The organism is Paeniglutamicibacter sp. MACA_103 (genome assembly GCF_045798555.1).
Classification (GTDB): Bacteria; Actinomycetota; Actinomycetes; order Actinomycetales; family Micrococcaceae; genus Paeniglutamicibacter.
The window spans coordinates 120,393-144,097 of record NZ_JBIXLN010000003.1 but is presented as its reverse complement, the minus strand read 5'-3'; the positions used below and the strand labels follow the sequence as shown (position 1 = coordinate 144,097).

The 23,705-nt window shown below is 68.6% G+C and carries 24 protein-coding genes; 3 read left to right on the top strand and 21 right to left on the bottom strand.

The features are described 5' to 3' along the window. Positions 1-7: 7 nt before the first annotated feature. The 11 genes from ACIPVK_RS02550 to ACIPVK_RS02500 all read right to left on the bottom strand — a co-directional run bounded on the left by ACIPVK_RS02550 (position 8) and on the right by ACIPVK_RS02500 (position 12,670). A complete protein-coding gene (locus ACIPVK_RS02550; protein WP_407610418.1) occupies positions 8-1,753 on the bottom strand; it encodes a dipeptide ABC transporter ATP-binding protein in 1,746 nt (581 codons plus the stop codon). Then, complete coding sequence (locus ACIPVK_RS02545; protein ID WP_407610417.1) at positions 1,750-2,628, bottom strand: ABC transporter permease; 879 nt, start codon at positions 2,626-2,628, stop codon at positions 1,750-1,752. Before ACIPVK_RS02545 ends, ACIPVK_RS02550 begins: the two co-directional genes overlap by 4 nt. After that, on the bottom strand, positions 2,625-3,575 hold the full coding sequence (locus ACIPVK_RS02540; protein WP_407610416.1) for an ABC transporter permease: 951 nt from the start codon (positions 3,573-3,575) through the stop codon (positions 2,625-2,627). Before ACIPVK_RS02540 ends, ACIPVK_RS02545 begins: the two co-directional genes overlap by 4 nt. A gap of 18 nt (positions 3,576-3,593) precedes the next feature. Beyond that, on the bottom strand, positions 3,594-5,117 hold the full coding sequence (locus ACIPVK_RS02535) for an ABC transporter substrate-binding protein (protein WP_407610415.1): 1,524 nt from the start codon (positions 5,115-5,117) through the stop codon (positions 3,594-3,596). A 321-nt stretch (positions 5,118-5,438) separates the two neighbouring features. Next, positions 5,439-6,230 (bottom strand): ABC transporter ATP-binding protein, encoded by a 792-nt coding sequence (locus ACIPVK_RS02530; protein ID WP_407610414.1) that lies wholly within the window; start codon positions 6,228-6,230, stop codon positions 5,439-5,441. A gap of 28 nt (positions 6,231-6,258) precedes the next feature. Further along, positions 6,259-7,383, bottom strand: a complete 1,125-nt coding sequence (locus ACIPVK_RS02525; RefSeq protein ID WP_407610413.1) for a FecCD family ABC transporter permease — start codon at positions 7,381-7,383, stop codon at positions 6,259-6,261. After that, entirely contained in the window at positions 7,380-8,615 is a 1,236-nt protein-coding gene (locus ACIPVK_RS02520; protein ID WP_407610412.1) for an MFS transporter, read from the bottom strand. Before ACIPVK_RS02520 ends, ACIPVK_RS02525 begins: the two co-directional genes overlap by 4 nt. After that, positions 8,612-9,907, bottom strand: coding sequence for an opine metallophore biosynthesis dehydrogenase (locus tag ACIPVK_RS02515; protein ID WP_407610411.1), 1,296 nt, complete (start codon positions 9,905-9,907; stop codon positions 8,612-8,614). Before ACIPVK_RS02515 ends, ACIPVK_RS02520 begins: the two co-directional genes overlap by 4 nt. 3 nt (positions 9,908-9,910) lie before the next feature. Next, the gene (locus tag ACIPVK_RS02510; protein ID WP_407610410.1) at positions 9,911-10,756 is read right to left on the bottom strand and encodes a class I SAM-dependent methyltransferase; all 846 of its coding nucleotides are present in this window, start codon (positions 10,754-10,756) and stop codon (positions 9,911-9,913) included. Next, positions 10,749-11,672 carry a hypothetical protein gene (locus ACIPVK_RS02505; RefSeq protein ID WP_407610409.1) on the bottom strand — a complete coding sequence of 308 codons (924 nt, stop codon included), beginning with the start codon at positions 11,670-11,672 and terminating at the stop codon, positions 10,749-10,751. The genes ACIPVK_RS02510 and ACIPVK_RS02505 overlap by 8 nt, the downstream gene beginning before the upstream one ends. Further along, positions 11,669-12,670 (bottom strand): ABC transporter substrate-binding protein, encoded by a 1,002-nt coding sequence (locus tag ACIPVK_RS02500; RefSeq protein ID WP_407610408.1) that lies wholly within the window; start codon positions 12,668-12,670, stop codon positions 11,669-11,671. The genes ACIPVK_RS02505 and ACIPVK_RS02500 overlap by 4 nt, the downstream gene beginning before the upstream one ends. A gap of 295 nt (positions 12,671-12,965) precedes the next feature. On the opposite strand from ACIPVK_RS02500, the gene ACIPVK_RS02495 reads away from it, so the two are divergent. Then, on the top strand, positions 12,966-13,358 hold the full coding sequence (locus ACIPVK_RS02495) for a hypothetical protein (protein ID WP_407610407.1): 393 nt from the start codon (positions 12,966-12,968) through the stop codon (positions 13,356-13,358). Between the two features lie 12 nt (positions 13,359-13,370). Beyond that, positions 13,371-13,910, top strand: coding sequence for a DinB family protein (locus tag ACIPVK_RS02490; protein ID WP_407610406.1), 540 nt, complete (start codon positions 13,371-13,373; stop codon positions 13,908-13,910). On the opposite strand, the gene ACIPVK_RS02485 is transcribed toward ACIPVK_RS02490, so the two are convergent. From ACIPVK_RS02485 to ACIPVK_RS02460, 6 genes are all read right to left on the bottom strand, one after another. Then, a complete protein-coding gene (locus tag ACIPVK_RS02485) occupies positions 13,907-15,235 on the bottom strand; it encodes a DUF6350 family protein (RefSeq protein WP_407610405.1) in 1,329 nt (442 codons plus the stop codon). The two genes, ACIPVK_RS02490 and ACIPVK_RS02485, sit on opposite strands and share 4 nt — an antisense overlap. 62 nt (positions 15,236-15,297) lie before the next feature. Next, positions 15,298-16,044, bottom strand: coding sequence for a TSUP family transporter (locus ACIPVK_RS02480; protein ID WP_407610404.1), 747 nt, complete (start codon positions 16,042-16,044; stop codon positions 15,298-15,300). Between the two features lie 222 nt (positions 16,045-16,266). Beyond that, complete coding sequence (locus ACIPVK_RS02475; RefSeq protein WP_407610403.1) at positions 16,267-17,082, bottom strand: aldolase/citrate lyase family protein; 816 nt, start codon at positions 17,080-17,082, stop codon at positions 16,267-16,269. Further along, positions 17,067-17,852, bottom strand: a complete 786-nt coding sequence (gene hpaH / locus ACIPVK_RS02470) for a 2-oxo-hept-4-ene-1,7-dioate hydratase (protein ID WP_407610402.1) — start codon at positions 17,850-17,852, stop codon at positions 17,067-17,069. Before hpaH ends, ACIPVK_RS02475 begins: the two co-directional genes overlap by 16 nt. A gap of 170 nt (positions 17,853-18,022) precedes the next feature. Next, positions 18,023-18,838, bottom strand: a complete 816-nt coding sequence (locus tag ACIPVK_RS02465) for a copper homeostasis protein CutC (RefSeq protein ID WP_407610401.1) — start codon at positions 18,836-18,838, stop codon at positions 18,023-18,025. A 132-nt stretch (positions 18,839-18,970) separates the two neighbouring features. Continuing rightward, complete coding sequence (locus ACIPVK_RS02460; RefSeq protein WP_407610400.1) at positions 18,971-19,462, bottom strand: DUF6328 family protein; 492 nt, start codon at positions 19,460-19,462, stop codon at positions 18,971-18,973. Between the two features lie 177 nt (positions 19,463-19,639). Here ACIPVK_RS02460 and ACIPVK_RS02455 point away from each other — a divergent pair, with 177 nt between their 5' ends. Beyond that, positions 19,640-20,845: a MalY/PatB family protein gene (locus ACIPVK_RS02455; RefSeq protein ID WP_407610399.1), complete on the top strand. Its 1,206-nt coding sequence runs from the start codon at positions 19,640-19,642 to the stop codon at positions 20,843-20,845. 16 nt (positions 20,846-20,861) lie between these two features. Here the strand turns inward: ACIPVK_RS02455 and ACIPVK_RS02450 are convergent, their stop codons facing one another. The 4 genes from ACIPVK_RS02450 to ACIPVK_RS02435 all read right to left on the bottom strand — a co-directional run bounded on the left by ACIPVK_RS02450 (position 20,862) and on the right by ACIPVK_RS02435 (position 23,370). Next, positions 20,862-21,542, bottom strand: coding sequence for a CE1759 family FMN reductase (locus ACIPVK_RS02450; protein WP_407610398.1), 681 nt, complete (start codon positions 21,540-21,542; stop codon positions 20,862-20,864). Positions 21,543-21,910: 368 nt separating this feature from the next. Next, positions 21,911-22,576: a Pr6Pr family membrane protein gene (locus ACIPVK_RS02445; protein WP_407610397.1), complete on the bottom strand. Its 666-nt coding sequence runs from the start codon at positions 22,574-22,576 to the stop codon at positions 21,911-21,913. A gap of 179 nt (positions 22,577-22,755) precedes the next feature. Continuing rightward, the gene (locus ACIPVK_RS02440) at positions 22,756-23,043 is read right to left on the bottom strand and encodes a hypothetical protein (protein ID WP_407610396.1); all 288 of its coding nucleotides are present in this window, start codon (positions 23,041-23,043) and stop codon (positions 22,756-22,758) included. 162 nt (positions 23,044-23,205) lie between these two features. Continuing rightward, a complete protein-coding gene (locus ACIPVK_RS02435; protein ID WP_407610395.1) occupies positions 23,206-23,370 on the bottom strand; it encodes a hypothetical protein in 165 nt (54 codons plus the stop codon). Positions 23,371-23,705 lie beyond the last annotated feature (335 nt).

The window sequence follows — 23,705 nt, the reverse complement described above, 5'->3', positions numbered from 1 at the left end:
TTCAAGTTTAGTGGGGCGTTGCCAGTTCCTCGGACAACTCCAGCGAGCTGGCGATGAGCTGCGCCGTGTAGGGATGGGCGGGGTTGTTGTAGATCTGCTCGGTGTCACCGGATTCGACGATGCGCCCGTCCTTCATCACGATCACCCGCTCGCAGAGGTGGCGCACCACCGAAAGGTCGTGGGAGACCAGCAGCAGCGTCAGCGCGTACTCGTCGACCAAATCCGCGATCAGGTTCAGCACCTGCGCACGCACCGAGACGTCCAGGGCCGAGACCGGCTCGTCGGCCACCAGGATCCGCGGGCGGTTCACCAGCGCGCGGGCAATGGAGATGCGCTGGCGCTGGCCGCCGGAGAACTGGTGCGGGTAGCGCTGGGCGGATTCCGCTTCGAGGCCCACGAGCCCGAGCATCCGGTGCACCTCGGCGAGCCGCCCGCGCGCGTCTAGCTTCCGGCCGGGCACCAGCAGGGGTTCGGCGATGATGTCGGCAACCCGCATCCGTGGATCCAGGGAACCCAGCGGGTCCTGGAAGACGATCTGCAGTTCCTTGCGCAGCGGCGCCAGGTCCGCCTCGCGGGCCCCGGCGATCGGGGTGCCGGCGACGATTGCCTGGCCGGCGGTGGGTTGGTCCAGCCCGGCGAGGATGCGCAGCAGCGTGGACTTGCCCGAGCCGGACTCCCCCACGATGCCCACCCGGTCCCCGGGCGCCACGGTGAAGCTGACGTCGGCCAGGGCGTTGACCACCGGGCGCGGACCGAAGGCGGTGGTGCGGGCGCGGTGGTAGGTCCGGCCCAGGCCCGTGGCGGTGATCAAGGCCGGTTCCCCGGCACCGGCCGTGGCCCGCTGGGCCGGCGGCGCCGCGGGTTCCACCGTGCGCAGCGCCGGGGGCACGTAGCCCGCGGCGGTCTGAACGGTGAACAGGCGCCCGCGCTCGTCGGTGGCCGAGAGGTCGCTGGCGGCCAGCAGGGCCCGGGTGTAGGGGTGTTCGGGGGCGGAGAAGATCTGCTCGATGTCCCCGGATTCGACCAGGCGGCCCTTGTTGAGCACCAGCACGCGGGTGCACATGTTGGCCACCACGGCCAGGTCGTGGGTGATGAACAGCAGCCCGGTGCCGCGCTTGCGCACCTGGGTGGAGATCAGCTCGAGCACCTGGGACTGCACCGTGACATCCAGGGCCGTGGTCGGCTCGTCGGCCAGCAGCAGCTGGGGGTCGTTGGCCAGCGCCATGGCGACCATGACGCGTTGGCGCTGCCCGCCCGAGAGCTGGTGCGGGTAGGCGCCGGCGGCCTGGGCCGGATCGGGGATCCTCACCGAGGCCAGCAGCTCCACGGCGCGCCGGCGGGCCGCGGCGCGGTTGGGCACGGTGCGGTGCTGGAGCATCACCTCGGCGACCTGCGCGCCGATCTTCATCAGCGGGTTCAGCGCCGACAGCGGCTCCTGGAAGACCATCGAGATCTCATCCCCGCGCACCGACTGCATCGACCTGTCGCCAGCGGTGAGCAGGTTGGGTGCGAAGCCGCGCAGCTGCGCGCTTCCGGAGACGGTGAGCTCCTCGGGCAGCAGGCCCAGCAGCGCGGTGGCGGTCAGCGACTTGCCGGAGCCGGACTCGCCGATCAGCCCGATGCGCTCGCCGGCGGCCATGGAGAAGGACAGCGCGGAGACCAGTTCCCGGTCCCCGGCGGACACCGACAGCTCGCTGACCTCCAGCAGGTTCCCGGTGCCCGCGTCCGTGCCCGTCCCGATTCGTTCCCTCATGCCTTGCCCCGTCCCAGCTTGGGATCCAGGGCGTCGCGCAGCCCGTCCCCGAGCAGGTTGAAGCCCATCACGGCCAGCGCGATCGCGGTCCCCGGCCACAGCGCCATGAGCGGGAAGGTGCCCCAGTATTGCTGGGACTCCTGCAGCATCCGCCCCCAGGAGGGCACCGGCGGGGGCGTGCCCAGGCCCAGGAAGGAGAGCGCGGCCTCCGCCAGCACCGCCAACGCGAAGGTCACCGAGCACTGGATCAGCAGCATCCCGGTGATGTTGGGCAGTACGTGGCGGGCGGCGATGCGCAGGGGGCGCTGCGCGGCGGCGCGGGCGGCCAGCACGTATTCGGCGTTCATCACCTGCAGGGTCCCGGCGCGGGCCACCCGGGCGAAGCCGGGCACCGAGGCAAGGCCGATAGCGGCCATCGCCGAAACGGTGGAGGCACCGTAGATCGCGGCGAACATGATGGCCAGCAACAGGGCCGGGAAGGCCAGCAGGATGTCGGAGGCGCGCATGGTCAGCTCCTCCACGGCCCCGCGCCGCATGCCGGCCCAGATGCCCAGCGGCGTGCCGATGAGCACCGCGATGCCCACCGAGACCACGCCGACCAGCAGCGTGATGCGCGCCCCCACAAGGATCCGGGAGAGCAGGTCGCGGCCCAGGTTGTCGGTGCCCATCCAGTGCTCCAGGCTCGGGCCCTGCAGCCGCACCGGCGGGTTGGCCTGCAACGGGTCGAAGGGCGTGAAGAACAGGGAGAGCAGTGCGGTGGCGGCAATCACCGCCACGATCGTGCCGCCCAGCAGCAGGGCGCCGCTGCGCCCGTTCTTCGGGTTTCCCGGCTTCACGGCTGCTGGTTTCACGGCTCCCGGCCTCGCGTTTCTCATCGGACGGCGGCGCGGATGCGCGGGTCAAGGACGGTGTAGAGCACGTCCACCAACAGGTTCACGATCAGCGTGATGGCCACCAGCACCATCACCACCGACTGGACCGTGAGCAGGTCGCGGTTGCCCACGGCGGAGAGCAGCATCGAGCCCAGGCCCGGGATCACGAAGACCCGCTCGATCACCACCGCGCCGATGATCAGCGCGGAGAACTGCACGCCGGTGACGGTCAGCACCGGGATCGCCGCGTTGCGCAGCCCGTGCCGGCCCAGCGCGCGCAGCGGGGACAGGCCCTTGGCGCGGGCGGTGCGCAGGTAGTCCTCGTGCATCACCTCGAGCACCGCGGAACGGATGTAGCGCACCAGGATCGCCGACTGCACCCCGGCCAGCGCCATGACCGGCAGCACCAGGCGGGAGAGGAACCCGGCGAAGTCCCTCCCCGGGGCCACCCACCCGTTGGCCGGCAGCCACCCCAGGCGCAGCGCAAAGAAGGACACCAGCACGATGCCCAGCAGGAAGCCGGGGACCGCGATGCCCAGCTGGCTGGCCGCAGAGATCAGCGCGCCGGAGGGCTTGTTGTGCCGCACCGCCGCGATGGTGCCGGCGGGGATCGCGATCGCCAGCGCGAGCGCCATGGCCGCAGTGACCAGGATCAGGGAGACCTGCACCTTGTCGGCCACCAGCGGGGAGATGTCGGCCCGGGTCACGTAGGAGACGCCGAAGTCACCGCGCCAGAGCCCGGAGAACCAGTCCCAGTACTGCACCGGAAGCGGCCTGTCGGTCCCGAATTGGCGGGCGAGGCCCGCGATGACCTCCGGGCTGGCGTTCTGGCCGGCTGCGATCACCGCCGGGTCCCCGGGCAGCACGCGCATCAGGGCGAAGACCAGGATCGTGGCCGCCAGCAGGGACAGCAGGAAGCGGGCCAGGTTCCCCGCGATGCGCACCAGCATCCGTGTACCGCCCCGGGCCTAGGACCAGGCGATGGTGGAGAGGTTCAGCGCCTCGGTGACCGAGTTGGCGCCCAGGCCTGTGATCCCCGCCTTGGCCACCGAGATGTTCGGGAAGATGAACAGCGTGTCCACCGGTGCGTCGTCCACGATGGTGCGCACCACGTTCTTCATGCCCGCCACGTAGTTCGCCTCGTCGGCGGCATCCGCGGCCGCGGCCTCGGCCTTGATCTTCGAGTTGTCATAGCCGATGTAGTAGTCGGGGTTGTTGAACATGGTCAGCACGTCGCGGGCCTCCACGGCCAGGACCACCGACATCTGGTAGTCGTGGCGGTTGAACACCTTGTCAAGCCAGACGGCGGGGAACTCGGCGGAGGCGATCTTCGCGTCGATCCCCACGTCGCGCAGCTGGGACTGGACGATCTCGGAGACCGCGGTGGCGTAGGGGCGGGTGGGCACCGTGAAGGTGACCTTCAGGTTTTCGGCACCGGCCTCCTTGAGCAGGGCGCGCGCCTTGGCCGGGTCGAAGGGGTAGGCCGCGTTGAGGTCCTCGTAGTACGGGTCGGTGGGCGGCACCGGGGCGCCGACCAGCGTGCCCAGCCCGTTCCAGGCGGTGTCGCGCACGGACTGGCGGTCGATGGCATGGAGCACCGCCCGGCGCACCCGCACGTCGTTGAAGGGCTTGGCCTTGTTGTTCATCGACAGGACGATCTCGCCGTTGGAGGTGCCCTCGATGACTTGGTAGTCCGGGTTCGATTCGAAGGAGGACAGCAGCTCGGGGGCCTGCATGTTGTAGATGACATCCACGTCGCCGGAAGACAGCGCGTTGGTGGTCGCGATCGCGTCGCCGAAGTAGCGCAGGGTCACGTTGGCGATGCCCGGCGCGGCTCCCCGGTAGTCGGGGCGGGCAACGAGGTTGATCGATTCCCCGCGGGCCCAGGACTCGAGCCGGTAGGGTCCGGTGCCCACCGGGGTGCTGGCCAGGTCGTCCACGCCGGAGGGGTCGAACATCGCACCGACCAGCGTGGTCATCGAATACAGCCACGCCTGCGAGGGGCGTTTGAGGTTCACCGTGACCGAGGTCGGGGAATTGACCACGACGTCCTCCACCACGTCCATCTTGGACTTCAGGCCGTTGAGCCAGGCGTCGGACTTGACCCGTTCGATGGAAAACTTCACGTCGGAGGCGTCGAAGGCGGCCCCGTTGGAGAACGTGGCGCCCTCGACGAGGGTGAAGGTGTAGGACTTGTTGTCGGCTCCGGTTTGCCAGCCGGTGGCCAGCAACGGGGTGATCGCCCCGGTCTGGTCCACGCCCACCAGCCCCTCGTACACGTTGGACATCATGGCCTGCGGGATCGCCGCCCCGGCGGTGGTGGTGAAGTCCAGGTTCACCGGTTCGCCGGTCAGCGCGACCACCAGACGCTGCGGATCCTGCGGACCGGTTCCGGCGCCGGCGTTGCAGGCCGACAGCAGCAGGGTCGCGCCGAGCACGGCCGCGAGCAGTGCGCCGGTTTTGCCGCGTCGGCTCTTGTGCGTTGCCTGCATCGTTGAATCAGTCCTTTGGTACGTGGGCGTCGGCGCCGCGGTGCCGTTAAAGCACCCTTGACAAACCATTATCGTAGTCAATGATCTTGACGCATAGTCACAACGCCCCATCTGCCATCGCAGATTCCGGCCCTTGGTATTGACGATTCGAGGTTTGTCATTTTCGACGCCGGCAGTGGCAACACCGGCAACAGCGGGTTCCGCCCTTGCAATACGTCCAACCGTGGGGGGTAGCGGGATCCGTATTCAGTTTTTTCGCGGGCCGACTCGCATGACACCCAACCCGGAGGATTCATGAGGGCCGGCGCATTGCCCGGCCGGTTAACCGGCGGTGCTCAACTGCGCCATGGCCGGCTCATCCGCCATGCTGAAGACCAGCTGCAGGGTCCCGCGCACGGAAACCGGCTCGACGTTTATCCCGTACACCCGCAGCAGCATCGCCGGGGTGAGCACCTCCTCCGGCGTTCCGCTCGCAACCGCACGGCCGTCCTGAAGCATGACCAGCTTCGTGCAGTAGCGCGCGGCCAGGTTCAAGTCGTGCAGCACGACCACGGTGGTGACCCCCAGCTGCCCGACCATGCGCAGGAGTTCGTGCTGGTAGCGGATGTCCAGGTGGTTGGTCGGTTCGTCCAGCAGCAGGTGGTCCGCCTGCTGGGCCAGCGTGCGGGCCACCAGCACGCGCTGTTTCTCCCCTCCGGAGAGCGTGGAGTAGCGGCGGTCGGCCAGGTCCCGGGCCCCGACCCGGCTCAGCGCGGCGGCCACCGCCTGGTGGTCCTCGCGGGTGAAGGCCGCCAGCGCCTTGCGGTGCGGGGCGCGGCCGAGCAGCACCATGTCCGCGACGGTCACCGGAAGGTCGGTGGGCGTTTCCTGGGCGACGACGGCCACCCGCCGGGCCAGCTCGGTGCCGCGCAGCGCAGTGATGGGCTGCTCGTCGAGGGTGACCAGTCCGGCCCGCGGGCGCAGGGCCGCGTACAGGGTGCGCAGGAAGGTGGACTTGCCGCTGCCGTTCGGGCCGATCAGCCCGACGACCTCCCCGGCGCCGGCGTGCAGCCCGACGGATTTCACTACCAGCTTCCCGCCATAGCCGACGGAAACATCGGTGGCTGTGATCATGCTTTGGGCCCCCTTGGGCGGTTGGTTGTCATTGGGTCGGGTTCAGCTTGCGCACCAGCACGAAAAGCAGCGGCGCGCCGAGGAGGGCGGTGACGATGCCCAGCGGCAGCTCCTGCGGGGCCAGCGCCGTCCGGGCCAGGACGTCGGCCCAGACCAGGAAGATCGCGCCGAGCAGCGCCGCCACCGGCAGCAGCTTGCGGTGCGTGGAGCCCACGCACAGCCGCGCGATATGCGGGATGATCAGCCCGACGAATCCGATGCCGCCGGAAGCCGCGACCAGCGCGCCCACGCACAGCGCGGTCACCACCATCACCGCCGCGCGCAGCTTCGCCGGGGAGATCCCCAGCGTCTGGGCCGTGGAATCGCCGATGGCCAGCGCGTCCAACGGCCGGGACCAGAGCAGCAGCAGCGCGGTGGTGTCGAGCACCACCATCCAGGTGACCAGCGCGGACTGGCCGGTGGCCTGGGTCAGCGAACCGAGCGTCCAAAAGAGCACCGAGCGGCCCGCGTTCGGGTCATCCGAGGCGAAGATCAGCAGCGAGGTGAGCGCGTGCAGCACGTAGCCCACGGACACCCCGGCCAGCACCAGCCGGGTGGAGGTCATCTGGGAGCCGACCCGGGCGAGCAGGAAGACCGCGATCCCGGCGGCCAGCGCCCCCGCGAAGGCGCTGCCGGCCAGCGAGGCCGAGCCGATGCCGGCCGAAGCCCCGAAGAGGATCGAGGCCGCCGAAAGGGTCGAGGCCCCGGAGGTCACGCCCAGCAGGTAGGGTTCGGCCAGGATGTTGCGGGTCAAGGCCTGCAGGGCCACCCCGGCCAGCGCCAGCCCGGCGCCGACGGCGGCGCCCAGCAGCACCCGGGGCACCCGCAGCAGCAGCACGATGGATTCCTCGGAGTCGGTCCAGGTGCCCATCAGCTGGCCGCCGGACAGGTGCTGGCGCAGGATCTGGAGCACGGTGCCCGCTTCGATGGCCACCGGTCCGAGGCCCACAGCCACCGGCAGGGTGATCAGCAGCGCTGCCAGCAGGCCGGCGATCCACAGGGCGGTGTGCCGGGTGCGCTGATCGTGCTCCAGGTCGTCTCCGGTGAAGACCAGCGGCGCCTCCGGTGGTGCGCTGCGCGGTTCGCGGAGCGCGGGGTCCAGTTGGGTCATCATGGCCTCTTCATCGATGGGACGTCGGTTGCGGTGCGCAGGGTGAGCGCGGAGACCAGGGCAAGCAGGGTGAATCCGCCGAGCACCGCGGCCGCGGCCAGGTAGCCGGCCGTGCCCAGCGCCGCCCCGGCGGCGGCCGCGCCGAGGAACAATCCCAGGGACATGCCGGCGGCGTTCAGGCTCAGCGCGGTCCCGCGCACCTGCCCGCAACGGCGCACCAGCAGGGTCATCACCGCGGCGGAAACCACCGCGTGGCTGGCCGAGAGCACCGCGGTGCCCAGCATCGCCAGCGGCAGCACCGGGGAAAGGTACACCCCGAGTAGGGCCAGCAGGCCGGTGCCCAGGGCGATGGCCATCACGGCCCGGGTGCGCCCCTCGGAGTCCTCGGCGTTCAGCATCCGCCCGGCGAGCAGGTGCCCGAGGAAGAAGGATCCGCCGCTCAGGGACCAGACGAAGGCGAACCAGCCGGTGGAGAGCTGGAACTTCTCCGCATACAGCGGGGCCAGGAAGGCCAGGTGCCCCATCAGCGCGCCGGCCCGCCCGAAGGAGACCAGCAGCAGGGCGCGTGCCCCGGGGATGGCCGCCAGCGTGCGGAATGCGGCCAGGTAGCCAAGTCGCGGTGCCGGTTCTCCCGCGGCGGGGTTTGCGCGGCCGTAGCGCACCAAGGCCGGAGCCAGCGCGAGGGAGAGAACGGCGATCGCGATGAGATTGCCCCGCCAGCCCCACCACAGTGCCGGCAGGAGCAACAGCGGCGCGCCCACGGTGGAGGCCAGGGTCTGGGCGGTCATCACCAGGGTCGCGGCCCGGCCCGCCGCGGGAGTGGTCCCGAAGCGGTCCGCCGCCGCGGTGGACAGCGCCGGGTAGAGCAGCGCGTTGGCCACGCCGGTGGCCAGGCAGAAGGCAGCCAGCGCGGCCAGCCCGGAGAAGGTGCCGAGCACGGCGGCGACCGCCATCAGCGCCAGTGAAGCCGCGGCCACCCGTCCCGGGGCGATGCGGCCGATCAGCGGGGCCAGCGCGACGCCGGTGAGCACCGCGCCGACGCCGGCCAGCCCGCGCAGGGAGCCGACCTCTGCATAGCCGGCCCCGGCCCAGTCGGCGATCGGCACCAGGAAGGTGGAGAGCACGGTGAAGGGCAGCAGGCCCACGGCCGAGGCCAGCAGGGCCGGCCAAACCTCGACGATGATCCGCCGTTCGCTGGGCAGCTTTTCGGTGGTTTCCAGTTCGGTCTCGCTCATGCCGCACTCCCGATCCCGGCGCAGATCATGCCAAGGTCCTCGCCGAAGTCCTGCACGGCGAAGGCAGCGGAGCGCGGCTGGCCGCCAAGTCCCTGCGCCGCCTGCTCAAGCGCGCCCTCGTAGGCGGCCAGCAGGCGGTCGATCATCGGGCAGGGAACCGCCAGGTGCCGGGCGACACCCTGGATGATCTTGGTGCGGTAGTAGTCTTCCTTCGGCATCCGCGGCACGTCCCAGTGGCCCGAGTCGTTGCGGAAGATCGGCCGGATGGGAATGGCCGAGAAGTCGAAGTAGCGCCCGTGGGCGTCGGGTTCGGAGAAGGGGTCCACGAGCAGCGAGGCGTAGCGCACGTAGACGAGGTATTCCTGGTGGATGGCCGGCAGCTGCTCGAACGCGGCCACGTCGGCCGGGTCGATGCTCTGCGGGTGCACCGGGTAGCCGTCCTGGAGCATGAAGGAGAGCAGGTTGACTCCCCTCCCGCCCAGCGCGGCGACGATGGCCGAAAGTTCCCGCCACTGCTCGACCATGGCGTGGATCATCGACGGGGTGACAGGTCCCTCGGGGTAGAGCTTGTAGACGTACTGCGTCGGCTGCGCCGCGGCGAAGACGGCGCGCAGCGTGACCTCGTTCATGAACAGCGCCGGATGCACGTACAGGGAGATGTTCCGCGCCTCGGCCTCCGCCGGCAGGCCGAGGACCGCCAGGTCGGTGCCCGCCGCTTCGTGCACCGTGCGCAACCGCCGCACCGCGGGTGAATCGCCGCGGCTGGATCCGGCGTAGATGCGGGCCTTGGCCCCGGCTGTCAGCACCGAGGCGCCCGGGACGCCCTGAGCCCAGCGGGTGTCGCCCAGGTAGCTGGAGAAGCTGATGACCTCCGGATCCGCGCCCTGCGCCCTGGCGTACTCGCGCACCAGGGACCCGGAGCCCAGGGTGGGCGAGAGCAGCACGATGCGCTCGAATCCGGCCAGCACGCCAGGTGCCAGCTGGCGCAGCACCGGGAGGTAGGCGTCCGCGGTGACCGTGAGCACCAGGGTGTCCCAGGTCCCGGCCACGGACCCGTATCCGCGGAACCGCCGCTCGATCCGGCACTCCCCCGCCAGCGCGGCGTGGGCGGGGTTCTGCACCTCGGCCCGGACGGTGCCCCCGTTGGCCCCAAGCGCGTCGAAGAACGCCGCCGAACGCTCGGACTCGCGGCCCGCGATGCCCAGTGCCCCGGGCAGCCGCCCGAGCAGCACGGCGCTTTGCACCGCAACCGGGCCGGTCCCGGCGATGAGGATGTTTCCCAATTCGTCCATCTGCTAAACGTCTTTTCTGCTAGAGCGCTGCTTCACGTACAGCGCGATATCGAATACCTGGTCCGGCTGGCGGATGGTGTCGGCCAGTCGCCAGAGCGCGGGGTCGACCTCCTGCATCGGGTAGTTGAACAGCGATTTCAGCCCGTCCCCGAAGCGCATGGCCACCACGACGTCCTCGCGGGTCAGGCCGTGCATCTGGTGCAAGAGCGCGTATTTCACGGGCACCGTGGAGCTGATCACGATGTGGGTGGCCTCGGAGATGAAGTCCAGCTCGTGGATCGCGCGTCCCTCCAGCGCGATGTCCAGGCCCTCGCCCAGCAGGGCCACGACCCGGCGCCCGAGCGCAATGGACTCGGCGTCGATGTCGATCCCGAGCGCGGACGCGCCGGTGAGCGATGCGACGTTCAGCAGCGTCATCGGGAAGGACCCGGAGCCGACGAGCAGCAGCTTCGAATCCTTGGTCGGTGCCACGGCCCCGAATTCCTCGGCGATGCAGGATTCGATGTTGGCGAAGTAGCCTTCCGCTCCCGCTTGCCCCTCCAGCAGCCGCAGCGCGCGGTACTTCTCGATGACCGCCACGCAGCGCGCCGACTGCGTGCGCAGCTTCTCCACCAGTTCGGCGGTTCCGGGGTGCGCGGCGAACTGCGCAAAGGGGGCCTCGTTGCCCGGGTCGGTGACGAAGCGCGAGTAGTCGGCCAGCAGCTCTTCGAGCTCGCCGGCGTGCCTGGTCGAGCCGTCGTACCCGTTGGCGGCCGAGGTGAAGCGGCGCAGGTACCCACGCAGCGTGCCCGGCAGGCCCGGCGCGGGGGCGCCAAGCGCCGGAGAAGTGTCAATTGCCGATTCAGCCATGGATAAATGCCGTCCCTTCGGCCACGATGGCCACCTGCCCTGCGACCCGCAGCCCGGTCACTTTTCCGCAGCCGTAGTCGGCTTGAACGTGCATGGTGCCGCCGGGTTGCCGCACGGCGGCGGACACCGGTGCCTGGGCCCTCGCGGCCAGGTAGGCACCCAGCGAGGCGGTTCCCGAGCCGCAGCTTCCCTCCCACACCAGGCTGCCCAGTGCCGGGACGTTGACCAGCGGGGCCAGCTCGCCGCGCACCGGGTCATAAAGCATCACCCCGACCACGGATACGCCTTCGCTGTTCCCCAGCTGCGTGGCCGCCTGCTCGGCGCGCTCGCGCAGCACCGCATCGTGCCCGGAGCACTCGATGACCAGGTGCACCGCATCCGCGTACCGCACCATGGCGGCACCTGCGGTGGCACCCTGAAACGGGTACGGATCGATCCGGATCGGCAGCGGGCTGGCCAGCTGGCAGCGGTAGCCCGGGTCCTGGCGTTCGACGCGGCAGTCCAGCAGGTCCGCGGCCCCCGAAACCTCAAGGCGGAGCTCGACCGGGCCGTGAAGGCCCTGCGTCGCGGCGTGGAGCGCGGCCAGCGCCATGGTGGCGTTGGCGCAGAACTCGTCCCCCGCCATGTGCAGGCGCACCTGCGCCTCGGGCGATTGAGCCGGCAGGATGAACCCGACCTGCTCGGCGTGCACATGCTCGGCGCGCAGCAGCGTCTCGGCGATGGCGCGGTACTGCCGCACCGGGTGCCTGCTGGTGACCAGCAGGGTGGTGTTGCAGGTCGGGCTCAGCTTCACGAAGTCGACTTCGGTGGTGCCCCGGGACATGGCGTGGCGCGGCCTGCCCGGTGCCGGCAGCGCGTGTGCGCGCCGGCGGTCGGCAGTGTGCGCAGGCCGGCGCAGCTGTGCCGGCCTGCTCATGGCGTGGCCAGACGTTCGGCGAGCAGTTCTACGCCGTCAACGGCCAGCGGGCCGGGCGAGGAATAGTAGTAGTTCAGCGGCACCACGGCCGCGTCGTCGTCGACAGCCTCAAGTCCATCGAGCTCGGGCCTCTCGCGAAGCACTTTGAGCACGTCCTGGTCGGTTTCCATCGCCGAGGATCCGGTGGGCAGGTACATCGCGAAGACCTTGTCGGCCGCGCTGGCGACGAGTTCCTCCGTGGAGGGTTCGAAGTAGCGCTTGGGCACATCGCTGAACACGTTCTCCAGGCCCAGCAGCGACATCTGCTCCGAGACCAGCGACTCATGCCCGTAGGAGCCCAAGGTGCCGGCGGTCGGGACATACAGGGAGAGCGCGCGTTGGTCCGCCCCCTCGTCGATGCGCTCCGCAGCCGCCGCGACGCGGTCGCGCATGTCCTGCACGGCTCCGGCTGCCACCTGCTGGGTCCCGAACAGACGGCCGTAGGACTCGACGTCCCGGTAGATCTGGTCGAACCCGCTCAAGCCGCCGGTGGAGCGTCCTTCGAAACCGGCGCAGTAACCGCTCACCGTCAACATCTGCACCCCGGCCTGGTTGAGGCGTTCGGCGAGGGAATCGAGGTCAACCCCCGCCGCGATGTCGGTGCCGATGACAACATCGGCTCCCGAACCGAGGATCATCTCGTAGGAGACGTCGTGCGAGTCTTCGGTAATCCGTTCGGCCCCCTCGACCACGGCCTTCGTCGCTTCGTCGAAGGGCACTTCCAGGCTGCCCGCGTAGTGCGTCAGCTTGTCGCCCGCTCCGGCGGCCACCAGCAATGCCGGTGCCTCCGAACCGACCGCGAGCACGCTGCGCGGCGGAGCGTCGAACACGACCTCCCGGCCGCAGCTGTCCAGGGTGACCGGACCTGCCGTCGCGTCATTCGGGGCGCTGTTGACGGAGGCGGCAGGGGCACCGCACGCAGTCGCGACGGCCAATATGGCGGCGGGCATGACAGCCATCCAGGGATTGATTCTTCTCATAGGTCGTACTCCATTTTCGGTGGCCAAGGCTGCGACATCGAGTCGCCGAGGGCACCTTTGGCCAGCACCTCGTAAACACTAATGAGAATCATTATCAGATGTCAAAATGGCGACGGCCCCCGAGCGCTGCCCGTGGCATGTCCCGGGCCCGGGCAGGCAAACCCACGGCCCCACACGCAAGGCAACGCCGGGCATCGAGACCATGGGTGCCGGGACCGGATTGACAGCCATGGCAGCGGCTCAACTAAACGGCATTGGCGCTAGTGTGGGTGGCATGGCCAGCAACACCCGCCCGGAGGCGCCGGACGCCGCTCGCCCGCTGCTGCACTGGGTGGGTGCCACCGTCGTCGCCATGGCCTGCACGCTGACGGGCTGGTACCTGCCGTTGCCCTTCAGGCTTGCCGGGCTGCCCTTCGCCGTGGCCGGATTCGTCCTGGGCCTGCTGACTTCCCTGAAGGCGTTCGGCAACCCCGCGGCCGGCGTGTTGAAGTTGGCGGCGCCCGTGGCGACGGCGGCCTGCGGGCTCGTTGCCCTGCTGCTGGCCGGGCAGCTGGTGTTCCTCGGGCCCGCGCTGCAATACCAGCAGTGCCTCGAGGACGCGCTGACCCTGCGCTCCGAGGCGGCCTGCACCCAGGATTTCACGGACCGGTTGAACCCCGGAGAATAAGAGGATGTTCCCATGATTGAGCAGCCAACCCCCGACACCAAGGACTGGACGATCGTGCTCCGGGAGGTCTGCGGCGAATGCGGGATCGATGTGCGGGCGCTGAGCCCCGGGCAGGTTGCGGTGCTGCTGCGCGAATCCGTCCCGCTCTTCACCCGGGCACTGGCGGCGCCGGATGCCCTGGTGCGCAAGGACCCCAAGGTGTGGAGCGCCCACGAGTATTGTGCGCACGTGGGCGAAATGCTCCAGGTGATGAACGGGCGGCTGGCCCTGATGCTGGAGGTGGACGCCCCGACGTTCCCGGACTGGGACCAGGACGAGGCGGCGGTGCGCGGTGACTACGCCCAGGTCCCCGCGGCCGAGGTGGCCCGGAGGCTGGATGAGTCAGCGTCCCTGTTCGCCGCAGCGCTGGAGTCGCTGGGCGATGAGCAGATGCCGCGGATGGGGACCCGGTCCAACGGTGCGCTGTTCACCACCGCCACGCTGGCCCAGTACGCCTGGCACGACGCGGCGCACCACCTGCACCACGACATGGGCGTGGCCAAGCCGCTCTAGCCGTCGAGCACCGGGTCGTGCTCGAGCAGCGGGGAGACCAAATACCCGACGGCGGTGCCCAGGGCCACCTGCGCCGCAAGCAACAGGGCCGTCAACAGGATGTCGGGACCCACCTCGGTGAACCGGCCGATGCCCAGCGACCCGCCGGCCAGCCAGGAGCCGACCAGGGACAGGGCGCCGGCGAAGGTGCCGACGAACACGCCCAGGGCGACGGTGGAAAGCCCCAGCGACAGCCAGCGGGTGCGGATGCGCAGGGACACCCAGTCGTCCAGGTGGTTCTCCCCCACCCGCAGGAAGTACCAGCCGGCCATGAACCCGGCAAACACCGGCAGCAACATGAACGCCCAGGCGTAGTCGAGGTCGCCGGAGGGCAGGGCGGCGAGCACCGGAACCGCCGGCAGCGGGCCCACGGTGGTTTCCAGGGTGGACAGCGTGCTGCCCACCCCCAGGGTGATGCCGCCGCCGGTGATCCACGCCAGGGTCCACAGGGCCAGGTTGGGCATGATCCCCAGCTGGCCCAGGGTCAGCACGGCCGAGCCGATGGGCCCGGGGCGCAGCTGCTGGTACACGTTGGAGACATCGACCCAGTGCACCGCCAGGTTGACGGCCAGCAGCGCCGAGGCCAGCGCGAAGGCGAGCAGGTAGGCCAGCGTGCCGCCGCAGAGCACCGCCCAGAGGTAGGACCCGGCCCAGCGCGAGTGCTGGGAGGTCTTGGAGATCCAGGCCGCGGCGTCGAAGCCGATCAGCCGCACCCAGGACCCGGCCTCGCGGCGGGCCCCGATGATCACGCCCGCCCCGGCGGGGATGAGCGGGATGAAGGTGGCCGCCAGCAGCGAGACGCTGGCCTCTTCGTTGTTCACCAGGAACCCGGTGAACAGCCCGCAGAGCAGGTAGACGCCCAGGGCGCCGAGGATGCCCTGCCACAATGAATCGGTGTAGGAGGCGCGGGCAATGCGCCTGCCGGCGCGCCAGCAGAGGAAGAACGGGATCAGGGTCAGCCCCAGCGGGATGAAGTCCAGCACCCCGGTGCCCTGCGTGGGGTCTGCCCCGGTGCCCACCTGCAGCAGGTGCAGCGGGACCGCGTGGATCAGCAGCCAGATCTGCCCGCCCATCTGCAGCACCGACTCGATGCCACGGTCCGCGAAGCCGCCGCTGAACCACACCGCGAACCAGGGGATGACCACCAGGAAGGCCGAGAACAGGGCTGCCTGCATGAACTCGAAGGCTCCCTGCAGGAATAGCGGCATGGGCCAGCCGGTGCTCAACCGCTGGCGCGCCGCGTTCAATGCCGCCGCGGCAGGCGGCTGCTTTTTCTTCTCACTCATTGCTTCCAATCGTGCCACCGATGTGTCCCCGAGCCGCTGATTGACGCGTTTGGCCCCCGGGCCTACAGGGCGCGCAGCCCGCTGACCAAGGCCGTGATGGCCCCGAAGAAGGCGAAGCACAACACGAAGAACCGCGCATGCCGGTCGGAAACCACGCGTTGGACCTGCTCGCCGATGAGCACGCCGGCCCAAATGAACACGGCGACCCCGATCCACGCCCACGCCGGCAGCGGCGGCAGGGCCTCGGGGGTGGTGATGAACTTCATGACGACGGTGACCATCCCGGTCACCACGAAGAAGGGCTGCAGGGTGGCGGCGAAGGGGCGCTGGGGCCAGCGGGCCAGCACCGCGTAGGCGCTCACCGCCGGTCCGCCGACGCCTGCCAGCGAGTTGGTGAGCCCGGAGAGGAACCCGGCGCCGCCCTTGGGGACCTGGCCGGAGACCGTGACGTTGGCGCGCACGAGGATCAGCGAAAGCAACAGTGCCGCGAGCACCGTGGCGCCGACGACGATCGACAGCGGGGCCTGCGGCAGGCCACCGGCCATGAGGGCGCCGGCCACGGAACCGAAGACGCTGAAGGAGCACAGCCAGCGGAACATCGACCAGTCGATGTCCTTCCACACCCGCGGCATGATGAGCGCCGAGGAAAGCACGCCGCAGATGTTCACCAGGAACACCCCCTGGTGTGCGCCCAGGGCAATGACCAGGAACGGGGAGACGAGCATCGCGAACCCGAGTCCCGCCACGCGCTGCGCGATGGCACCGACGACGACCATGCCAAGCACGAGCAAAATAAGGGAAAGGTCCATTCAAGCGAGCCTATCGGCTTTGGCCGTGGCCGGGCGACCGCTCCCCCTTCTTGTTGACCTCGGGTGATGGTTCTTCGGATCTGAAATGTTGATCCGCCGCATTTGGCTCTGCGGGAGGTTCGCGGGCATCCCCCGCGCGGACAAACAACAAGCGGCCCTGCAAGAGGAATGAATCTCCCGCAGAACCGCATGCCAGGTGCTCCGGGCCGCGGCCCGGTTCTGTCAGTAGCTGGCCGGCGTCCCGGCCTGGATTCCGGCGCTGGGCCGGAATTTTGCCGCCAGCGCCTCGGTGCCGCGGGCCAGCAGCGCCACGTCGGCGCCGACGCCCACGTAGTGGGCCCCGAGCTCGATGTAGCGCTTGGCGGTACCTTCGGCGAAGGCGTTGACTCCGACGTACTTGCCGGCCGCAAGACCCACGGCAATGGCCGTCTCCACGGCGGCGACGACGTCCGGGTGGTCCTGCTGCCCGATCACGCCCATCGAGGCGGCCAGGTCGGAGGGGCCAATGAAGATGCCGTCCACGCCCTCGGTCGCCACGATCGCCTCGACGTTGGCAACCGCCTCCGCGGATTCGATCTGCACCATCAGCGTCAGGGTATCCCCCGCACGGGTGAGGTAGTCCGGGACGCGGTTCCAGCGGGCCGAACGGGCCAACGCCGAACCGACGCCGCGCACGCCCTTCGGCGGGTAGTGGCAGGCGGCCACTGCGGCGCGCGCCTCGGCCGCGTTGTTGACCATGGGGATGATCAGCGACTGCACGCCAAGGTCAAGGTACTGCTTGATGACCACGGTGTCGTTGACCGGCGGGCGGACCACCGGGATGACCGGGTAGCCGCGCACCGACTGCAGCTGGCCCAGGATCGATTCAAGCCCGTTGGGCGAGTGCTCGGCGTCGATGAAGATCCAGTCGAAGCCGGCACCGGCGCAGATCTCGGCGACCAGCGGGGAACCCGAGCACACCCAGATCCCCGAGAGCGCGTGGTCCGCGTGGTGCAGTGCATCCTTGAAGGACGGGTCCGGTTCTATGAGAAATGGCATGTCACGGTCCCCATTCGTCCGTAGTCGGCAAAGACCGTGTCTCCCTTGTCCACCCACATGGGGCGGGTGAAGGAGCCGGCCAGGATGATTTCCCCGGCGTTGAGCTTGTCGCCGTGGGCGGCGATCTTGTTCGCCAGCCAGTAGACGCCGGCGGCCGGGTGGTTCAGCACGCCGGCGGCGACGCCGGTTTCCTCGACGACCTGGTTCTTGAACAGGATGCCGGAGACCCAGCGCAGGTCGATGTCCGAGGGCTTCATCGGGTTGCCGCCGATGACCATGGCTCCCATGGCCGCGTTGTCGGAGATGGTGTCGACGATGGTGCGGCCTTCCATCTCGATGCGCGAATCAAGGATCTCCAGGGCGGGGATGACGTATTCGGTGGCGTTCAGGACGTCGAAGATGTTGGCGTTGGGGCCCTCGACGTCCTTGTTGAGCTTGAAGGCAAGTTCCATTTCCACGCGCGGGTGGGTGTACTTGTCCCACTCGATGGTGCAGCCCGAATCGAGCACCATGTCATCGAAGATGATTCCGTAGTCCGGTTCGGTGATGCCGGTGGCCATCTGCATGGCGCGGGAGGTCAGGCCGATCTTGCGGCCGGCCAGGATGCGGCCGTTGTCCTCGGAGCGCCGGCGCCAGAGGTTCTGGACCTTGTAGGAGTCCTCAACCGTCATCTCGGGGAAGCGGGCGGTCAGGCGCTTGACCGGCACGCGGTCGTGGCCCGCCTGCACCAGCTCGTCGGCTATCTGGGTGATGGTCTCATCATTGAGCATGCTGGCCTGGGCCCCTTCTGAAGTTCTGGATGCACGTCCCGTGGGTCCCCCGGCCAAGACTGGCGGGCGCGGGGTCACACCCTGAACATGTTAGCCAATACGTCACCGGCGTCACATTCGGGCCGCTTTTGTGTCTGCGCCACGCGGCACCGCCCCAGGCTTCCGGACCGTTACCGGCATGCTGCCAGGGCCGCGGCAGCCGCGGAGACCAGCTCCGCGCTGGTCACGTCGAAGGCGGATTCCCCGCCACCGGGACCGGAGGCTCCCCCGGTCCTTTGGGTGCGCGCCGACAGGTGGATGCCGTCCAGGCCGGCCAGGGCCGGGATGTCCTCGATCCTCACGCCGCCGCCGGCCTGGACCTGCGGGTTTCCCGCGGCCTCGGTCCGCAACCGGTGCAGGACCTCCGCGCCGTCCCCCGAGGCGGCGGCGCCTCCCGAGGACAGGATGCGATGCACTCCCAGGACCCGCAATTGGGCGATGAGTTTCTGGATGGACATGCCCCTTTCCAGCAACACGTCCACGCAGCGGTGCACGGTGACCTCGAGGGCCGGGTTGACCGCGTGCGCCGCTGCCACCAGTGACGAGAGCACCGGGATGTCCAGGCCTCTGTCGTCCTCGGTCAGCGCGCCGATGACGATGCCGGCGACCCCGGCGCGCGCCGCATGGGCCGCGTCGGCCGCCATCAGGTCGACCTCTTCGGCGGTGTAGACGTAGCCGCCGCCGCGCGGGCGGATCAGCACGTGCACGCCGATGCCCACGGCCACCGCCTGCTCGATGGTGGCCAATGTGGGGGTTAGCCCGCCCATGGCCAGCGCGCTGCACAGCTCGATGCGGTCGGCACCGCTTTCCAGCGCGATCCTCGCCCCGGCGGCGTCCTGCACGGCGATTTCGAGCTTGGTCGTCGTGTTCCGTGGTGCCCGGGCCGAATCATCGGGGGTTCCGTCGGTTCGGGAAGGCACGTCGCGGGGACTCTCTTCGGTGCTCATGGGCGAGGCAGCTCAATTCTCTTGTCGGTGTTTTGGCCAAGCGGTCGGGCACCGTCGTGGATCGCCGGCCCGTCCATGACGCCGGCGGGGGCCCTGTCCGGGTCGTCCTTCCGGGGCATGTCCGCCACCACGCTACCCGGCCCCGTGGGTCGGCAGACCCGGGACCGAGGACTTCGGCTTGATGATCCGCGGCAGGACCACCAGCAGGAAGACCGCGGCCAGCATCACCAGCCCGCCGATGAGCGCGCCCAGTGCCCAGCCGTACAGGACCTGGACCACGAACCACACGCACCCGGCCACCAGCACGCCCACGCCGATGATCACCACCTTGGAAATGACGTGGCCCATGTGCACGGTGGTGATCTTGACGCGCTGGCCAAAGAAATGCCGGTGCACGGCAACGGGCGTCACAAGCAGGACGATCAGCAGCGCGGAAAACACCAGCAGCACCAGGTAGAAGGTCCTCTCCGCATGGCCCAGCGCAGTGAATCCGGCCTGGAAGGGCAGGACCACCAGGAAGGCGGCAAGGATCTGCGCACCGGTCTGCATGACCCGCAGCTCCTGCATGAGCTCGTTCCAGTTCCGGTCCAGCCGCTCCTCGACACTTTCATTGCGCCCGTCCATTGCGTTCCCTCCCGGCAACCGCCCATTGCCCGAGGCCCGGGGTGAACCCAAGGGAATCGGGTCGAATCCTTCATTGCTGCTGCTTCACTAGCCAACCTACCGAAGAACCTGCGCCTTGGGCAGAAGAAATGAAAAACGGCAGGGGCTTTCGTTCCCGAACGAGTCTAAGCTGGCTAAATGAGTGTCCACCCCTTCGACCTGCTGACCGTCGATCAACTGCGCCAGACCGGATCGCTGAAGTGGTCGGAATACCGGGGATCGCTGGGTGCGTGGGTGGCGGAGATGGATTTCGGGACGGCCCCGGGCGTTGTCGCGGCCGCCCAGGAAACCCTGGTCAACGGCCTGATCGGCTATGCGCCGACCCAATTGGTCCACGACATGCAGCAGGCCACCGCGGCTTGGCTGGACAACAGGTTCGAGTGGAAGATCGACCCCGACCAGGTGCGGCCCGTGGGCTCCGTGGCGGCGGCGCTCGACGCCGCCATCATGCATTTCTCCCCTGGCCGCCGTCGCGACGCTCCCCTGGTGCTGCTCACCCCCGCCTACATGCCCTTCATCTCCACGGCGGAACGTTTCGGGCGGGAATCCATCCAGGTTGCCATGGTCCGGTCGGAGGCCGGATGGGAGATCGACTGGAGCGCCCTGGGGCAGGCGTTGGCCGGGGGCGCGCTGCTGGTCCTGGTGAATCCGCACAACCCCATCGGCAAGGTCTATGCGCGCGAGGAGCTGCTGGCGATATCCGAGCTGGTCGAGGCCACCGGATCGAGGGTGTTCGCCGACGAGGTCCATTCCCCCCTGGTTTTCGACGGAGCCTCGCACATTCCCTATGCCACGGTTTCGCCGGCGGCAGCGGCACATTCCGTCACGGCGGTTGCCGCCACCAAGGCCTTCAACCTTCCGGGGCTCAAGTGCGCCCAGTTGGTCCTGACCAACGACGCGGACCGGACCCTGTGGGAGCGGGTGGGCGGGATCCCCGAGCACGCGGCGGCCAACGTGGGGCTGGCCGCGACCACCGCCGCCTACCGCACCGGCACGGGCTGGCTCGACGGGGTCATCGCCTACCTCGACGAATCGCGAACGATGCTCTCCGACATCATCAGGGAGCACCTGCCGCAGGTGCGCTACCGTCCCCCGCAGGGAACGTACCTCGCCTGGCTGGATGTCTCCCGGCTCGCCCTGGACCCGGGCCCCGCCCAGTTCTTCCTCAAGGAGGCCCAGGTCGCCTTGATCAACGGCAGCGCCTGCGGAAGCGGCGGCAAGGGATTCGTGCGGCTGAACTTTGCCACCCCGCATCCAGTCCTGGGCGGGATGATCCACCGCATGGGGGCCGCGGTCGACGGCTGCGACAACAAGGACGTCACCGACCCGGAGTTTGCCCTATAACCACCTGCGCCGGTGCCTAGCCCTGCTGGATGTTGGCCAGCAGCTGCTCGAACGGCAACGAGGTCATGTTGTCCCGCGGGTTCGCAGTTTCGCTCACGCGCGGGGCAATTGAACGGGTGTCGCCGAGGTCCTGGACCTGCGCGGCAGCCCCGTTGGGCCCGGCGATGGCCTGGGCCAGTTCGAGTCCGGCACGGCGCTCGCGCTCGGCCAGCGCCCCGTGGCCCTGGTCGGCTCCCCAGTCTTCGGGGGAGGCAAAGATGGAGGTGGGCATGATCCGTGCGCGCAGGTACGCGAAGATCGGACGCATCGCGTAGTCAACAACCAGGTTGTGCCGTGCGCTTCCGCCCGTGGCCGCCAGGATCATCGGCTTGTCATCGAGCGAGGTGGGGTCAAGGACATCGATGAAGGACTTGAAGAGCCCGGAGACCGACGCGGTGAAGACCGGCGAAACCGCGATCAGTCCGCCGGCGTTGCGAACCGCTTCGATCGCTTCGGCCAGGCGCGGCGGCGCGTAGCCGGTAAGCAGGTTGTTGGTGATGTCCGCAGCGTAGTCGCGCAGTTCCAGCACCGTCAGGTCGGCTTGGATGCCCATTGCAGCAAGTTCCCTGACCGCGGATTCGCCGAGCTGACGGCCCAGCAGGCCCGAGGTCGACGGCGTGCCCAGTCCTCCGGAGATGACGACGATGTTCTGGCTCATGGTGTGTTGCTCCCTCTCATGGAATACATGTGTTTGCATGTAAAACCACGGAGGTCCCGAATTCATTCCCGATCGGTCTCTTGTCTTTTTCGGGCGTCTTCATCGCCCGCCGCGGGCGGCATGCAAACGCCTCCAAGGCAACGGCCACGGATGGCCGCAACCATGGAATACGTGGCGGCCGCGCCGGCGCCCAAGGCGGCGACAGGTGCATCGGACCAAAGCGAACTCGCCATGGTGGCAAGGACCACGGCCACAACCACCCACATCACGCGATCGCGCATCCCACTCCCCCTCGCCAGCCGTCGCGACGCCCGCCGAAACCCCGGGGCGACACGACTCCAAGGCTATCGCGGGCCACGATGCCGGTATTACGAGGGGCGTCGCCGCACACGGCTGAGCCACAAGATCCCGGCGCCGACCACCCCGATGACCATGGCGATGAGCGCCACGTAGAAGCCGACGGAGAGATATCCGTTGGCACTGGTGTTCGGGTCCAGGAAGGGATAGGGATACCAGGGCTTGGTGGTACGCGGATCCAGCACCATGACACCGCGGGCCAGGGTGTAGCCGGCCCAGAGCACGGGAAAGGCCACGATCCCCCACAGCGCCTTGGCATGCAGCGGTCTGCGTCCCGGCGCGATAAGCCAGTCCAGCAACAGGATCGCGGGGGTGATGACATGAAGGATCTCATTTGACCAGGGAACGGTGGTTCCCTGGGGCAGTTCGATGCCACGCAAAAGCAGGTTGTAGACCACGCCGGTGGTGGCCATGTAAGTGGCGACCGTAGCCCGGATCATGCTCCACCCGCGGGGCTCGCTCCTCGACGACAAGGTAAAGATGCCCACAAACAAGACGATCGCGGCCAAGACATTGGATTCAATGGTGAAGAACGAGAAGAAATTCTGGATGACGAATTCCACTTCGCCCTGGCCCGAACCTTCGTTTTTGATGCTTCGTTGCAATTGGGCACCCACGGCCGCAGCGATGGCAATGCTTCCGCCAATACGCAACAGGTAGGCCAAGACGCGTCTCATATCAGGTGCAGGTCCCTTTCTTGGTACTTAGTCCACAGCCTAATCGGCTGCCGGCCTACACCATGGCCAAGACACTTTGGCGGATCCGCGAATATCGCCCGATCCGCCACGCACACGAAGGCCACCGTCTGCCTTGGGGGCGGCGAGACGATGGCCTCCGTGATTTCACCCGTGTTGTTTTACGCGGCCGGGTGCTTGTGTTCCGTGTCGCCCAAGCCGAACGCCTCGGGGCCGCGCACGATGCGGAATACCCCCAGGAGAGCGACCAGGACACCGATGATGAAACCAATCCATAGCGGGCTGATCACCGTTCCCAGCATGACGCCGCCGGTGACGATGAACACCAAGAAGAGCAGTGCGGTGAATCCGCCGCCGATCAACAGCCCGTTGGAGTGGTGAGTCCTTGGGACCCTCAGCCGTGCCTCGGGTTCCTCGCGTGGTGCTGGAATGTGTGCATCCTGTGTCATGACTATTCACATCCTTCCGATTGTGCTTGACCTGCAGTTTTTTCCGGGGCCATGTGGCCACGCGCAACGAGGTGGCTGCGTGGCCTGCCTCCGGGCCGGTGCCCTCGTCGATCGTGCTTGGCTGCGGTAGGCAGCGTTTCGGGGCCCGGCGAATCGCCGATCCTACCCGGCGTCGAAGCGGCCTTCTTCATCCGCATCGAGATGCCGGTGCGCATCGTTGCCTGAACCATCGGGCAGCTCGTCCGGGGTAGGTTTCCGTGGTTGTGTCTCCACGGGGTTGCCGGCCTCGGTATCGAGGCCTGGCTGGACTTTGGTGTCTTTGCTCATCACGCGCTCCTTAGTCGCCGAAGCAATGGCAATGATTTCAGGGTCGTGGTTCCGGGCCCTGCGGGTTGCCGGGGATCCCGTCCAATGAGGGGTGCGACGAAAAATAGCTTAGGCAGTCACTGCGCGCATGGAACGTCCATGCGGGACACGCCAATCGCTTGACTAGGGAAAGTCGACCGTCGGCACCGTGCTGTGTGCAATATCCATGTGCAGTCTCCGCATTCCCTTGGGCGGCCGTTTTCCGGTTTGCAGTCCTTCGGCCTACACCCGAGACTACGCCGAATTACCCCTTGTTTCTAGGGCGGCTAAGCTGCCGCGGCCCAGGTTCAGGCCGG

Excerpts from the sequence above, each read along its gene's own strand:
- ACIPVK_RS02520 (WP_407610412.1), bottom strand. The coding sequence starts at position 8,615 with ATGAGCGAGACCGAACTGGAAACCACCGAAAAGCTGCCCAGCGAACGG.
- ACIPVK_RS02515 (WP_407610411.1), bottom strand. The coding sequence starts at position 9,907 with ATGGACGAATTGGGAAACATCCTCATCGCCGGGACCGGCCCGGTTGCG.
- ACIPVK_RS02495 (WP_407610407.1), top strand. The coding sequence starts at position 12,966 with ATGGCCAGCAACACCCGCCCGGAGGCGCCGGACGCCGCTCGCCCGCTG.
- ACIPVK_RS02440 (WP_407610396.1), bottom strand. The coding sequence starts at position 23,043 with ATGACACAGGATGCACACATTCCAGCACCACGCGAGGAACCCGAGGCA.
- ACIPVK_RS02535 (WP_407610415.1), bottom strand. The coding sequence starts at position 5,117 with ATGCAGGCAACGCACAAGAGCCGACGCGGCAAAACCGGCGCACTGCTC.
- ACIPVK_RS02525 (WP_407610413.1), bottom strand. The coding sequence starts at position 7,383 with ATGATGACCCAACTGGACCCCGCGCTCCGCGAACCGCGCAGCGCACCA.
- ACIPVK_RS02500 (WP_407610408.1), bottom strand. The coding sequence starts at position 12,670 with ATGGCTGTCATGCCCGCCGCCATATTGGCCGTCGCGACTGCGTGCGGT.
- ACIPVK_RS02545 (WP_407610417.1), bottom strand. The coding sequence starts at position 2,628 with ATGAGAAACGCGAGGCCGGGAGCCGTGAAACCAGCAGCCGTGAAGCCG.
- ACIPVK_RS02490 (WP_407610406.1), top strand. The coding sequence starts at position 13,371 with ATGATTGAGCAGCCAACCCCCGACACCAAGGACTGGACGATCGTGCTC.
- ACIPVK_RS02505 (WP_407610409.1), bottom strand. The coding sequence starts at position 11,672 with ATGAGCAGGCCGGCACAGCTGCGCCGGCCTGCGCACACTGCCGACCGC.
- ACIPVK_RS02465 (WP_407610401.1), bottom strand. The coding sequence starts at position 18,838 with ATGAGCACCGAAGAGAGTCCCCGCGACGTGCCTTCCCGAACCGACGGA.
- ACIPVK_RS02530 (WP_407610414.1), bottom strand. The coding sequence starts at position 6,230 with ATGATCACAGCCACCGATGTTTCCGTCGGCTATGGCGGGAAGCTGGTA.
- ACIPVK_RS02475 (WP_407610403.1), bottom strand. The coding sequence starts at position 17,082 with ATGCCATTTCTCATAGAACCGGACCCGTCCTTCAAGGATGCACTGCAC.
- ACIPVK_RS02435 (WP_407610395.1), bottom strand. The coding sequence starts at position 23,370 with ATGAGCAAAGACACCAAAGTCCAGCCAGGCCTCGATACCGAGGCCGGC.
- ACIPVK_RS02540 (WP_407610416.1), bottom strand. The coding sequence starts at position 3,575 with ATGCTGGTGCGCATCGCGGGGAACCTGGCCCGCTTCCTGCTGTCCCTG.
- ACIPVK_RS02485 (WP_407610405.1), bottom strand. The coding sequence starts at position 15,235 with ATGAGTGAGAAGAAAAAGCAGCCGCCTGCCGCGGCGGCATTGAACGCG.
- ACIPVK_RS02445 (WP_407610397.1), bottom strand. The coding sequence starts at position 22,576 with ATGAGACGCGTCTTGGCCTACCTGTTGCGTATTGGCGGAAGCATTGCC.
- ACIPVK_RS02455 (WP_407610399.1), top strand. The coding sequence starts at position 19,640 with ATGAGTGTCCACCCCTTCGACCTGCTGACCGTCGATCAACTGCGCCAG.
- ACIPVK_RS02550 (WP_407610418.1), bottom strand. The coding sequence starts at position 1,753 with ATGAGGGAACGAATCGGGACGGGCACGGACGCGGGCACCGGGAACCTG.
- ACIPVK_RS02480 (WP_407610404.1), bottom strand. The coding sequence starts at position 16,044 with ATGGACCTTTCCCTTATTTTGCTCGTGCTTGGCATGGTCGTCGTCGGT.
- ACIPVK_RS02450 (WP_407610398.1), bottom strand. The coding sequence starts at position 21,542 with ATGAGCCAGAACATCGTCGTCATCTCCGGAGGACTGGGCACGCCGTCG.
- ACIPVK_RS02460 (WP_407610400.1), bottom strand. The coding sequence starts at position 19,462 with ATGGACGGGCGCAATGAAAGTGTCGAGGAGCGGCTGGACCGGAACTGG.
- hpaH (WP_407610402.1), bottom strand. The coding sequence starts at position 17,852 with ATGCTCAATGATGAGACCATCACCCAGATAGCCGACGAGCTGGTGCAG.
- ACIPVK_RS02510 (WP_407610410.1), bottom strand. The coding sequence starts at position 10,756 with ATGGCTGAATCGGCAATTGACACTTCTCCGGCGCTTGGCGCCCCCGCG.